The following is a 12,247-nucleotide window of genomic DNA, read 5'->3' as shown; positions in this document are numbered from 1 at the left end:
GATCATATACGACGATCAATGGCGGTCACGCGACGATTCGCAGGTCGTGACTGGTGTTGTTGAGGCGGCGGCCGGCGTTCTCGGTGACCGTCACGATGTCCTCGATCCGCACGCCGAACCGGCCTGGCAGATAGATGCCCGGCTCGATCGAGAAGCACATCCCCGGCACCATCGGCTGCCGCTCCCCCTCGACCATGTACGGCGGCTCGTGCGTGGTCAGCCCGATACCGTGCCCGGTCCGGTGGATGAAGTACTCCCCGTAACCACCGCCGGTGATCACCCGGCGGGCGGCGCGGTCGATGTCCTGGCAGGCGACGCCCGGCTGGACCGCCTCGAAACCGGCCTGCTGGGCCGCTTTCACCAGCTCGAAGACCTCGCGCTCCTCGGCGGTCGGCTCGCCGACGTGCACGGTGCGGGTGGTGTCCGAGCCGTACCCGTCCTTGAGGCCGCCGAAGTCGAGCACCACCATGTCGCCCTCGGCGATCGTCCGGTCGCCCATCTCGTGGTGCGGGTTCGCGCCGTTCGGGCCGGAGCCGACCACCGTGAAGTCCACCTGGGAGTGTCCGTGTTCGCGCAGCAGCCCGGCCAGCTCGGTTCCTACGTCACGCTCGGTGCGGCCGCTGAAGCGTACCGTCGTGATCTGCTCGTAGGCCGCGTCCGCGGCCGCGCCGGCGGCAGCGAGCCGGTCCAGTTCGTCGTTGTCCTTGACCGCCCGCAGCATCGGCAGCGAGCCGGTGATCGAGGTGTACCGGGTCTCGCGGAGCGCGTCCTGCAGGCCGAGCAGGTGCATGGCCCAGGCCGAGTCGGAGAGCGCGTAACGGCCCTGCGGGTCGAGCAGCCGGGCGGTGGCGGCGTACGGATCGGAGCCGTCCGCCCAGTCGGTGATGGTGACTGCCGCGGCGCCGGGTGCGGCCTCGGCGTCCGGGCGTTCCAGCACCGGGACGATCAGGTGCGGGTCGTGGTCGGCGTCGAGAACCAGCATGGTGATCCGCTCGGTGATCGCGGTGGGCTGATATCCGAGGAAGTAGACGAGGTCGGGGCCGGGGGTGACGAGCACGCCGGTGAGCCCGGCGCCGGCGGCCTGCGACAGCGCCCGTTCCATCCGGCGGGTGAAGTCCTTGGTCGTGAAGCTCATCCTGGTACGCCTCCTGAGGTCGGCACCGGCACCGGCCGGGTGGGAATGGTGTGGCTGGTGCCGGCCGCGGCCGCCGCCAGGTGCACGGCGGTCGTCTTCTCCCCGCGGTGCCGTCCCAGCAGGACGCAGAGGGCCACGCCGGCGACCGACATGACGGCGAGCAGCACGGATGCCCCCGCCAGGCCGGCCGCCAGCGCGTCCGCGGTGGACGCTCCGTCCGCGGTCCGGCCGGTGGTCACGCCGCTGGAGACCGTGGCGGCGCCCGCGACAGCGAGCGACCCGCCGACATATCGGGCCATGTTGGAGATGCCGGATGCCTGGCCGACCTGGTCGTCCGGAACGGCCGAGGTGGAAGCGGACGAGGCGGGCCCGTTGGCGACGCCGAGCCCGACCGCGATCGCGATCATCGGGAGCACGAAGGCGGAGTAGGACCAGGACTCGGTCACGAAGATCAGGGCGACCGCGCCGGTGGTGGCGAGCGCGAACCCGAGGGCGACCGCCTGGCGCGAGCCGATCCGGACCGCGAACGGGGTGATCAGCGGCGTCACCGCGATCATCGCGGCCGCTGCCGGTAACGTCGCGACGCCCGCGTCCAGCGGCGACATGGCGAACGTGGCGGGATCCTGGAAGTAGAGGCTGAACAGGTACATCAGCGCGTTGAGCACGCCCGCGACCAGCAGGATCGCGATCGTCGAGCCGACCAGCACCCGGTTGCGCAGCAGCCGCAGGTCGACAAGCGGCGCGGCGGCCCGCCGCTCGGCGGCGACGAATCCGGCAGCGCCGAGGACCGCGATCACCAGGCAGGAGATCGTCGGCACCGAGAACCAGCCCCAGTCCCCGCTCTCGCTCAGCGCCAGGACCAGCGGCACCAGGAAGACGGCGACCAGGACGGTGCCGAGGATGTCGATCGACCGGGGCCGGTTCGGGTCCCGGGACTCGCTCACCGACGACAGCGTCAGCGGGATGCAGGCCGCCGCGATCGCCGCGTCCAGCCAGAACAGCCCTTGCCAGCCGGTCGCGCCGACCAGCGCACCGCCGATCAGCGGTCCGGCCGCCGCGCCGATCGCCGACGCGGCGCCCCAGAGCGTGATGGCCTTCATCTGCGCGGCGCCCGACGACGCAACCGAGAGCAGGCTCATTCCGCAGGCCAGGATCGTGGATCCGGCAGCACCCTGGATCATCCGACCGGCGATCACCCCGGCCGCGCCGTCCGACAGTGCGATCAGGACGCAGGACGCGACGAAGAGGATCAGGCCGCCGAGGAAGATCTTCCGGCGGCCGAAGACGTCGCCGAGCGCGCCGGAGGTGACGATCACCGCGGCGCCGACCAGCATGTACCCGGTCACCGCCCACTGCAGCGTGTCGACCGGGACGCTGAGGTCCGCACTGATCGCCGGGAGCAGGATGGTGACGGCCGAGGTGTTCGCGTTGACCACGAGAGCCGAGACGCAGGCGGCCAGCAGCACCCCGAGTCCCGCAGCGCGGTCGGTTCCGGTCGTGGACATGTGATCCAGCGTCGCCGTGCACACCGGGCGGAGCATCCTTCGCGCCGGGTGATTTCAAGCGTTGCTCGATCACCTACCGTCCGAACGCGGAGGTGCGCGGATGGCGGAACCGATCACGAGGGACCAGGAACTGCACGAGCTGCTGCTTTATCTGGGCAGCGCACTGACCGCGGCCGGCGAGGCGGTCAACGTGATCCAGGAGCACCTGCTGCGGGTCGCTACGGCGTACGGTGCGCCGCTGGCCCGGATCAGCGTCTTCCCGACCTTCCTGATGTTGTCGCTGGAGCCGGGCCGGCCGGTGACCCAGGAGCCGACCCGGCAACTCGGCGGCGGCCTGCGGCTGGACCAGACCGCCGCGCTGTACCAGTTGCTGCGGTCCGCCGAGCGCGGCGAGGTCGATCCGGCCGACGGCGCCCGGCGGGTGCTCGAGCTGGTCGCCATGCGGCCCCGTTTCGGCCCGGTGGTACGCGTCCTCGGCCACGCCATCCTCACCGTCGGCATCTGCATGATCCTGATGCCGACCGGCGGTGACCTGCTTGTCGCCGGCTTCTTCGGCGTGCTGGTCGGCGTCTTCAAATTGGCCGGCGCACGCTGGCAGAACCTGCAGATGCTGATGCCGGTGATCGCCGCGTTCACCGTCGCGTCGATCTCGTTCCTGCTGGCCGGCTCCGGGTGGATCGACGCCGACCTGCGGGCCATGGTCGCGCCACTCGCGACGTTCCTGCCCGGGGCCATGCTGACCATGGCCGTGGTGGAGCTCTCCGCGTACGAGATGGTGACCGGGGCCAGCCGGCTCGTCGCCGGGATCATGCAGCTCCTGCTCCTGACGTTCGGGCTGATCGGAGCGGCTCAGGCGATCGGCGTGCCGCCGCCGGAGGTCGGGCCGGCCGGCGCCCCGCACGGGATCGGCTGGTGGGCGCCGTGGGTCGGCACGCTTGTCGTCGGGCTCGGCAACTACCTGATGCTGGCCGGGCCGCCCCGGTCGCTGGGCTGGCTCTGCCTGGTCCTTCTCGCCGGGTGGACCGGCCAGTACCTCGGCAACCAGCTGCTCGGCGGTTATCTGAGCGGATTCGTCGGCGCGGTGGTGCTGACCGTCGTCGCGTACCTGGTCGAACGATTACCGCACGGCCCACCGGCGCTTGTCTCGTTCCTGCCGGGTTTCTGGCTGCTGGTGCCGGGCGCGCTGACCCTGATCGGGATGACCGAGTACCTGGGTCAGGACTCGATCCGCGGCTCGGAGGACCTGACCGCCGCTGTCGCCTCGATGCTGGCGGTCGCGCTCGGCGTGCTCTGCGGGCATCCGGTCTACCGGGCCGTCGAGCACGGGCTGCGGAGGGTTCTATGACCACGACCGAGGAGCTCCTCGACCTGCTCGGCCCGCTCACCGAGTGGCTGCTGAGCTCCAGCTTCGAGGGGACCATGGAGTGCGAGGAGGTCGTGCGGGCTGTCGCCGCCCGGTACGGCCACGACGTCGAGGTGGTCTTCTTCGCCGACGCCGCGCTGCTCACCGTCGGCGAGCGCACCCTTGCGTACGCCCGGGAACCCGGCGTGCCTCCGCTGGACCAGGTGTCCGAACGGAAGAAGCTGCTCGCCGCCATCGGTAACGGGCTGGCGGTGGACGCCGCCGCGGCCCGGCTCGCCGAGATCCGCGCGATGCCGCCCCGCTGGAGCCGGCCGGTCCAGGTGGCCGGGCTGACCGCGTTCACCGTCGGTTTCGGCATCTCGGTGCAGGCCACCTGGCAGCAGGTCGGCATCTCGGCGCTGACCGGCCTGCTGGTCGGGCTGCTCGTGGTCGGCACTGCCGGGCGGCACCGGCTCGTGCTGATCTCGCCGTTCGTGGCGTCCCTGCTGGTCTCGGCCATCGTGGTCACCCTGTCCGAGCGGGGGCTGATCGACGGCGGGCCGATCCAGTTGATCGTGCCGGCGCTGTTCTATTTCATCCCGGGTGACGCGATCACCGCGGGCGCACTGGAGCTGGCCGCCAACCGGATGACGGCCGGCGCGGCCCGGCTGATCTACAGCGTCGCGGTGCTGCTGGTGCTCGCGTTCGGCGCGCTGGTCGCGACCGTGCTGCTGCGGGTACCGCCGAGCGCCCTGTTCGACGTGCCGGTGCCGGGCAATCTCGGACCGGCGCTGGTCTGGGGCGGCTGGGTCCTGTTCGCGGCCGGGGTGATGTTCACGTTCTCGATGGCGCCGCGCGATTTCGGCTGGGCACTGGGCCTGGTGCTGGTGACCGCCGCCGTCACCGAGCTGGCGACCCGGTCGTTCGGCGACCCGGTCGGCACGTTCACCGGCGCGGTGGCGATGACCGTCCTGGCCCTGCGGCTGGGCCGCCGGCCCGGTACGCCTCCGGCGTACGTGCTGTACCTCGGCGCCTTCTATGTGCTCACGCCCGGGTCGCACGGGCTGCGCGGGCTGGAGAGCTGGATCGGCGGCGACCCGGTGCAGGGCGTGACCGGGGTGTCCGACATGGTCGGCCTGCTCACCGCGATAGCGGTGGGAATGCTGGTGGGCGCCGCCCTGGTCACCCGGAAGCGTCCGGCTGTCACCCTCCCGGGGTGAGGCCTGATCGGCGCCGGCGGGTCAGGCTGGAGGGCGTCCGGTGACCAGGTGAACGCCAGGGGGCCAGCCGCATGCAGAGCCGACTCCGCCTGGGTGGCCACGCTGTCCAGCCGTTGCTGCTGATGTTCCCGCTCGGCCTTTTCGCGATGGCCCTGATCTTCGACCTGGCGAGCCTGCTCGGCGCGCCGTCGCTTGTCGGCACCCTGGCCTTCTGGAACCTGGTCGCGGGCCTGGCCGGCGGATTGATCGCCGCGCTCGCCGCAGGTTTCGACGCGTTCGCCGCCCGTGGCCCGGAAGCCGCCCGGGTCGCCTTCCTGAGTCTGCTGCTCGACGTCGGTGTGCTGATCTGGTTCGCGGTGCTCACCCTGATGCGGGTACGCAGCCAGGACCGGCTGGCCGACGGCGGACTGCTGTTCATCGAGGTGCTCGGCCTGGCCGGCGCGGTCGTCGGCTACTGGTACGGGGGCCGGTTCACCGACCCGAACCGCCCGCCGGGGATGAGGCGAGCCACATTCAAAAACGCCGATGATGCCGCCGGGACACGATCTCGAACCGTGTGAATCGGAGGGCAGCGTGAGCGCAAGCAATACGACGGCCAGAACCCGCAAGGCACCGGTGGTGGCGTACATCTCGTGGGTGGCGCTGGCGCTGATGACGACGAGTTCGGTGGCCAGTCTCCGACCGGCACCGACCATGGCGGTTTATGGTCTGGCAAGCATCTTTCTGTACGTCATCCCGGCGCTGGTCTTTCTCCTGCCGACCGCCCTGGTCTCGGCGGAGCTGGCCTCCGGCTGGGAGGGCGGCGTCTACAACTGGGTGAGCCAGGGGTTGTCCAAGCCGCTCGGCTTCCTCGCCGTCTGGTGTCAGTTCGCCATGACGATCTTCTATTACCCGAGCCTGCTCGGGTTCGTGGCGAGCACCCTGGCGTACGTCATCAACCCGGACCTGGCCGCCAGCGGCGTCTGGACCGCCCTCGTGATCATGGTCTGTTACTGGACCGGCGTCTGGGTGTCGTCCCGCGGCACCAGTGGCGTGGCCGGCCTGGCGAGCGCCGGGCTGATCATCGGAACCCTGATCCCGGGCACCCTGCTGGTGATCCTGGGCGTCGCCTTCCTCGGCCAGGGCAACGAGTCGGCCGCCCCGATGACCACGAGCAACCTGCTGCCGGCCTGGGCCGGCCTGTCCAGCCTCGTGCTGATCGTCAACAATTTCCTGTCGTACTCCGGCATGGAGATGAACGCCGTGCACGTGGCCTCGCTGCGCAAGCCGGGCAGTGAGTTCCCGCGCGCGATGTTCCTGGCCGTGGGCCTGGTGCTGGTCATCTTCATCCTGCCGGCGCTCGCGATCAGCTGGGTGGTGCCGGCCGAGCAGCTGTCGCTGACCGCCGGCGTGATGCAGGCGTTCGACGCGGTATTCGCTGCCTTCGGCTCGCAATGGCTCACCCCGATCCTCGGGATCATGCTGGTCGCCGCGTCGCTGAGCGGCATGCTCACCTGGCTGGCCGGACCGTCGCGAGGCCTGCTGCTGATCTCGCGCCAGGAGGGTTACCTGCCGCCGGTGCTGCAGCGGCTCAACAAGCACGGCGTGCAGCAGAACATCCTGGTCGCACAGGGCCTGGTCACCACCGCGATCGCGATGGCGTACGCGTTCATCCCGGACGTCTCCAGCGCGTACTGGATCTTCTCGGTGATCACCACCCAGGTCTACCTGATCATGTACCTGCTGATGTTCGTGGCCGCCGTGCGACTGCGGCGCAACCAGCCGGACCACCCGCGCGGGTACCGCGCACCGATGCTCACCGGACTCTGCGGGATCGGCTTCACCGCGTCGCTGGCCGCGCTGCTCATCGGTTTCGTCCCGCCGTCGCAGTTCGGTTCCGGCAGCATCGGCGTCTATCTGGCGGTCGTCGCCGGCGGCGCGCTCGGGCTGGGCCTGCTCGTTCCGTACCTCTTCCTGCGGCTGCGCAAGCCGACCTGGAAGACCGAGCCCGCCGAGGAGGCCGTGGCATGACCAGGAACAACACCGTCCTCTACGTCTGCGCGGGCCTGCTGATCCTGGTGCTCGGCGCCGTCGCGGTGCTCAGCTGGAGCGAGGCCAAACAGACGCAGGACGCCACCACGAAAGCACTCCAGTTGCGTACCGCGATGTCCGCGGCCGGGATGCGGACGCCGACCACCGACCAGATCGTCCGGACACTCGGCGACGACGGCGGCGCGGTCTGTTTCGACCCGGGCAGCGCGCTGCGCCGGGGCGTCCTCTACGGCCAGCTCACCAACGGCGCGGCCGGCCCGGGCCTGCGCCCGGTCATCGCCGACAACAAGGTCGTCAAGGGTCAGCTCCTGATCATCGAGGTCTACTGCCCGCAATACCTCGATCGGTTCCAGGATGTCGTCGACGACCTCAAGCTCGCGGAGGTGGCGTGATGAGCCTCGCCGATCGCATCGACGCCCTGATGGGCCAGGCTCGCATCGACCTGGGCGAGCTGGTCGCCATCCCCTCGGTCGCCGACCCACGGCAGTACCCACCCGAGGAGTGCGCGAAGGCGGCGAACTGGGTTGTCGACCGGTTCGCTCAGGCCGGCTTCACCGGCCTCTCGCTCCGGCCGACCGCGGACGGCAGCAACGCCGTCTACGGCGAACGGCTCACCGCCGGACCGGACGCGCCGACCGTGCTGCTGTACGCCCATTACGACGTGCAGCCGCCGCTGGACGAGAAGGCGTGGCACACCCCGCCGTTCGCGCTGACCGAGGTGAACGGCCGCTGGTACGGCCGGGGCGCCGCGGACTGCAAGGGCAACATCGTCATGCACCTCACCGCGTTGCGCGCCCTCGGCGACGACGTGCCGGTCAACCTCAAGCTGATCGTGGAGGGCTCCGAGGAGCAGGGCACCGGAGGGCTCGAGGACTTCGTCGAGCACAACCCGGATCTGCTGCGCGCCGACGCCATCCTGGTCTGCGACACCGGCAACGCCGCGGTGGGCGTACCGGCCGCCACGGTCACGCTGCGCGGGCTGGTCAACGTGGTGGTGACGGTCGAGGCGCTGGACGGCGAACTGCACTCCGGAATGTTCGGCGGCGCCGCGCCGGACGCCCTGGCCGCACTGATCCAGATCCTGTCCACCCTGCGCGACGCGGCCGGCAACACCACGATCGCCGGGCTTGCGCATGATCAGACCTGGCAGGGTGCGCCGTACCCGCCCGAACAATTCCGTTCCGACATCGGCCTGATCGACGGGGCCGGTTTGCTCGGCGACGGAACAGTTTCCGACATGCTCTGGTCGCGTCCGGCGGTCACCGTGCTCGGCCTCGACTGCCCGCCGGTGGTCGGCTCGGCCGCGGCGATCCAGCCGCGCTCCCGTGCCCGGCTCAACCTGCGGGTGCCGCCCGGCACCGATGCGGTGAAGGCGCAGGACGCGTTGATCGCACACCTGCACGCGGCGGCGCCGTGGGGGGTGCGGGTGACCGTCGAGCCGGAAGCGATCGGGCAGCCTTTCGAGGCGCGTACCGGCGGGCCGGCGTACCGGGCGTTGTCCGCGGCGATGCTGGAGGCGTTCGGCCGGGAGATGACCACTCTCGGGCAGGGCGGCTCGATTCCCCTGTGCAATGTCTTCGCCGCGACCTACCCGGACGCGGAGATCATCCTGATGGGCGTCGAGGAGCCGCTGGCACTCATCCACGCGCCGAACGAAAGCGTTGATCCCGGTGAGATCGCCCGTCTGGCGCTCGCCGAAGCCCGGTTCCTCCAGCGATATCGCGGATAGGAGGACGGGCAGGAAGCGGGTCCGGCGCGAACTGCGCCGGACCCGCTTTTCCGTCTCTGCTCAGGCGGTCACGGTACGCGCGCCGCGCAGTCCCGAGACAGCGGAGATCACCAGAAGCAGCCCGACGAAGATGACCGAGGTGGCGCCGATGAACAGGAAAGCGCCGAGGCCGATGTTGGGCCAGACCAGGATCGCGACTCCGGCGAGTACCGCCACCAGGCCCAGCCCGATGCGCCAGCCGCCGCCCTCCCGGCCGGAGCCGAGCGCCACGAAGATCTCGGCGAGACCGTCGAGCATCCAGCCGATCGCGACCAGGACCAGCATCAGGCCCAGCGACGCGACGATGTTGCGCAGGCACAGCAGACCGACGATGGCCACCAGGAGGCTGAGCAGGATGCCGAGGACCCGGTAGAGCACCGGATGGTTCGGCGCGTAGAAGAGCAGAAGCAGCATCCGGGTCACGCCCATCAGCAGCAGGTTGAGTCCGAACAGGAAGCCGATCACCCGGAGGGTCGCCGACGGCCAGGCGAACGCGACGATGCCCACCACGACGGCGGCCACCCCGAGCACGAGCCGGGCCCAGTACCAGGAACGGGAGTTGTCCATCCGGTTTCTCCTTTCGGTTGGTTTCAGCCCGCCTTATCGGGCTCGCTCCAATTGCCGGGACGCCAGTTGTCGACCACCTTCGCCACCGCAGTGACCAGGAAGAGCTGGCCGATGAGCGCTTCCAGCACGGCCAGGCTCTGCGCCGGGTTCCCGTCCGGGACCAGGTCGCCGTAACCGGTCGTGGTCATCGTGACGAAGCTGAAGAAGAGGGCGTCCGCGAGGCCCGGATCACCCTCCGAGCCGAACAGCGGTCCGGGCTGCAGGACGGCCATGCACTCGTACGCGAACCCGAACGACATCCCGATCAGCAGGTACGCGGCGAGCGCACCGAGCAGCGTCTGCCGGTCGACCCGCCCGCGGCGGCCCAGATCCCTCACGATCGGGTACGGGGCGAGCAGGTAGAGCGCGCTGGCCGCGAAGAACGTCCACCCGACCAGCGGCGACTCCTGGGCCAGGATGTTGACCGCCGCCGCCACCAGCGCGAGCAGGAACACCAGCCCCGCCGCGAGCCGGAAGCCCGCACGGGCACCGGCGACCCGCAGCAGGTGCCAGACCGTGAAGGTCTGCACGAACAGCAGCAACGCCACCAGCCATCGATTCTCGGCGACCAGCGCCAGGAGGTACGTCGCCAGGATCATCACGAGCACGCCGCCGTATCCGCCGCGCGCCGGCCGGGTGCTCAACGTGCGATGCCCGGCGGCGCATCCGGATCATCCTCGGCCGGGAGCCTGCGTACCTCGATGAGCCGCAGACCGAGCCCGTGGATCCGGGAGATCAGGCCCACCACCGCCGACTGGTCGGGCAACGAGCCGTGCAGGATCGTCTCCGGTGGAGAGACGCTGACGGTGAGATCCGGTAACTCTTCGAGGACGTTCGCGGGAATCACTCCGGAGACCCGCACCTGGTATGTCGCGTCGGGCATGAGCTGCCCCTCCCTCCGCCGGACAGCTATCCGGTGAACTTGCCGCTATGTCTGCGCTCGGCTTCCATCAGAGCGATCTCCTGCTCGCCGGCCACGACGATCTCCGGGTCCGGCGCGAAGTCCAGCGTCCGGTCGCGTCCCTTGTAGTCGACAGCGTTGAGGATGACCTTCATGGAGTTGAGCCGGGCACGTCCCTTGTGGTTGGAGCGGACGATCAGCCACGGCGCGGGCCGGATGCTGATGCGCCGGAGCATCTCGTACTTTCCGATGGTGAAGTCGTCCCATCGGTCCTGGGCCTGCAGGTCGATCTCACTGAGCTTCCACTGCCGCAGCGGGTCGCTGCGGCGGCGTTCGAAACGGCCGGCCTGCACCTCGCGGGTGACGCTGAAATAGAGCTTCACCAGGATCGTGCCCTGCCGGACCAGGTCTTTCTCGAAGCCGGTCACACCGCGCAGGAAGTCGTGATACTCCTTCGAACTGCAGAAGCCGAAGACCCGTTCGACCATCGCGCGGTTGTACCAGCTCCGGTCGAACAGGACCATCTCACCGCCGGCCGGGAACTGCGCCACGTACCGCTGGAAATACCACTGTGAGCGCTGCTCCTCGGTCGGCCGTCCGAGCGCGACGACCCGGTAGTGCTTCTCGTTCATGAACCGGGTGACCCGGCGGATGGCGCCGCCCTTGCCGGCCGCGTCCCGCCCCTCGAAAAGGACGATCATCCGGAGCTTCTGCGCCTCGAGGTGAGCCTGAAGTTTCAGCAACTCGACCTGCCAGGGACGTAGTCCTCGGTCAGCCTTGTGCCCCATCCACTTCTCCTCGCCTCGCCGGTGGTCACAGCGTGTGCCGGATCGACCCACCGCACGTCACCCCGCAGGGGTGAGGGCGGTCAGACCGGCCTGCCCGACTCGGCCTCGCCGCGCACCCGGGCGTGCAGCAGGCCCAGCCGGAACAGCCGTTCCAGGCGGCGGACGGTGAACGGATGCGACTGCGGCAGCTGCGCCAGCTCCACCCAGAAACCGCGGAGCGCCTGGCCCTGGCGTACCAGCTCCTCGACGTCGGTGGTGTGCTCGGTGTGCCGGCCGGACGCCAGGATGACCAGGCCGGTCGCGCCGGACGGGCAGAGGTGCGCGCCGTGCCGGTCGCAGGAGTACTCCCGCAGCCGGGACAGCGCCGGGCCGAGCAGCGGGATCCGTTCCGAGTACGCCACCGAGAGCTGGTACCAGAGCGAGACGTGATGCAGTTTGATGTGCCCGAGCTCGTGGCCGAGGATGAACCGCAGACCTTCCCGGTTGTTCTGGTACAGGTTCACGAAGAGCTCGTTGGCGAGGACCACGTAATCGTGGCCGGTCGCCTGCGCCGCGAACGCGTTCAGAGTGCCGTTGCCGTTGCCGAGGTAGATGGTGGGACGCCGGGACAGTCCGAGCCGGTGGGCGAATTCGTCGGCGGTGCGATACAGATCGCCGTACTGGCGCGAGGACAGCTCGACGGCCGTGCCGCGGATCGAGGCGCGCTGCGTCTCACGGATGATGATCAGACCGGGTACCAGCAGGAGCAGGCCGATGAGGGCCGATCGCACAGCGGTGGCCCAGCCCGATTCCTGGAACCGTTCCGGCAGGAACGGCACCACGACGGCGGCTTGGATGATCAACCAGATGATGATCAGGTTGAGGGCGACCATGAACACGTAGAAGGGAAGTTCAGCGGGGTGCCGCAACCTGGTGCCGTTCGCCACGACGGGCCTCCTGTCCGCGAGGGGT

The 12,247-nt window shown here is 69.9% G+C and carries 12 protein-coding genes and 2 pseudogenes; 6 read left to right on the top strand and 8 right to left on the bottom strand.

The genetic code is table 11. The features are described from left to right. Positions 1–25 precede the first annotated feature (25 nt). Positions 26–1,135, bottom strand: a complete 1,110-nt coding sequence (locus ACQP2E_RS09490; protein WP_433829924.1) for a M24 family metallopeptidase — start codon at positions 1,133–1,135, stop codon at positions 26–28. Beyond that, complete coding sequence (locus ACQP2E_RS09485; protein WP_433829922.1) at positions 1,132–2,640, bottom strand: MFS transporter; 1,509 nt, start codon at positions 2,638–2,640, stop codon at positions 1,132–1,134. The genes ACQP2E_RS09490 and ACQP2E_RS09485 overlap by 4 nt, the downstream gene beginning before the upstream one ends. A 100-nt stretch (positions 2,641–2,740) precedes the next feature. On the opposite strand from ACQP2E_RS09485, the gene ACQP2E_RS09480 reads away from it, so the two are divergent. The 6 genes from ACQP2E_RS09480 to ACQP2E_RS09455 all read left to right on the top strand — a co-directional run bounded on the left by ACQP2E_RS09480 (position 2,741) and on the right by ACQP2E_RS09455 (position 8,962). After that, the gene (locus ACQP2E_RS09480) at positions 2,741–3,985 is read left to right on the top strand and encodes a threonine/serine ThrE exporter family protein (RefSeq protein WP_433829920.1); all 1,245 of its coding nucleotides are present in this window, start codon (positions 2,741–2,743) and stop codon (positions 3,983–3,985) included. Continuing rightward, positions 3,982–5,202, top strand: a complete 1,221-nt coding sequence (locus ACQP2E_RS09475; protein ID WP_433829918.1) for a threonine/serine exporter family protein — start codon at positions 3,982–3,984, stop codon at positions 5,200–5,202. Before ACQP2E_RS09480 ends, ACQP2E_RS09475 begins: the two co-directional genes overlap by 4 nt. A 71-nt stretch (positions 5,203–5,273) precedes the next feature. After that, positions 5,274–5,762 (top strand): DUF2231 domain-containing protein, encoded by a 489-nt coding sequence (locus ACQP2E_RS09470; RefSeq protein ID WP_433829916.1) that lies wholly within the window; start codon positions 5,274–5,276, stop codon positions 5,760–5,762. A gap of 13 nt (positions 5,763–5,775) precedes the next feature. Continuing rightward, the gene (locus ACQP2E_RS09465) at positions 5,776–7,212 is read left to right on the top strand and encodes an APC family permease (protein WP_433829914.1); all 1,437 of its coding nucleotides are present in this window, start codon (positions 5,776–5,778) and stop codon (positions 7,210–7,212) included. Further along, positions 7,209–7,625 carry a hypothetical protein gene (locus tag ACQP2E_RS09460; RefSeq protein ID WP_433829912.1) on the top strand — a complete coding sequence of 139 codons (417 nt, stop codon included), beginning with the start codon at positions 7,209–7,211 and terminating at the stop codon, positions 7,623–7,625. The genes ACQP2E_RS09465 and ACQP2E_RS09460 overlap by 4 nt, the downstream gene beginning before the upstream one ends. After that, positions 7,625–8,962, top strand: coding sequence for a dipeptidase (locus tag ACQP2E_RS09455; protein ID WP_433829910.1), 1,338 nt, complete (start codon positions 7,625–7,627; stop codon positions 8,960–8,962). Before ACQP2E_RS09460 ends, ACQP2E_RS09455 begins: the two co-directional genes overlap by 1 nt. Positions 8,963–9,022: 60 nt before the next feature. Here the strand turns inward: ACQP2E_RS09455 and ACQP2E_RS09450 are convergent. From ACQP2E_RS09450 to ACQP2E_RS09425, 6 genes and pseudogenes are all read right to left on the bottom strand, one after another. Next, a pseudogene (locus tag ACQP2E_RS09450) lies at positions 9,023–9,364 on the bottom strand (DUF308 domain-containing protein); the annotation flags it as partial. Between the two features lie 9 nt (positions 9,365–9,373). Continuing rightward, positions 9,374–9,568, bottom strand: a pseudogene (locus tag ACQP2E_RS09445) (DUF308 domain-containing protein); the annotation flags it as partial. 23 nt (positions 9,569–9,591) lie between these two features. Continuing rightward, entirely contained in the window at positions 9,592–10,251 is a 660-nt protein-coding gene (locus tag ACQP2E_RS09440; RefSeq protein ID WP_433829908.1) for a potassium channel family protein, read from the bottom strand. Next, positions 10,248–10,490: a hypothetical protein gene (locus ACQP2E_RS09435; protein ID WP_433829906.1), complete on the bottom strand. Its 243-nt coding sequence runs from the start codon at positions 10,488–10,490 to the stop codon at positions 10,248–10,250. Before ACQP2E_RS09435 ends, ACQP2E_RS09440 begins: the two co-directional genes overlap by 4 nt. 26 nt (positions 10,491–10,516) lie before the next feature. After that, positions 10,517–11,296 carry a polyphosphate kinase 2 gene (gene ppk2, locus ACQP2E_RS09430; protein ID WP_433829904.1) on the bottom strand — a complete coding sequence of 260 codons (780 nt, stop codon included), beginning with the start codon at positions 11,294–11,296 and terminating at the stop codon, positions 10,517–10,519. Between the two features lie 80 nt (positions 11,297–11,376). Then, a complete protein-coding gene (locus ACQP2E_RS09425; RefSeq protein ID WP_433829902.1) occupies positions 11,377–12,222 on the bottom strand; it encodes a M48 family metallopeptidase in 846 nt (281 codons plus the stop codon). Positions 12,223–12,247 lie beyond the last annotated feature (25 nt).

Source organism: Actinoplanes sp. CA-015351, from assembly GCF_050955685.1.
Lineage (GTDB): Bacteria > Actinomycetota > Actinomycetes > Mycobacteriales > Micromonosporaceae > Actinoplanes.
This window is presented reverse-complemented; position numbering and strand designations above follow the sequence as displayed.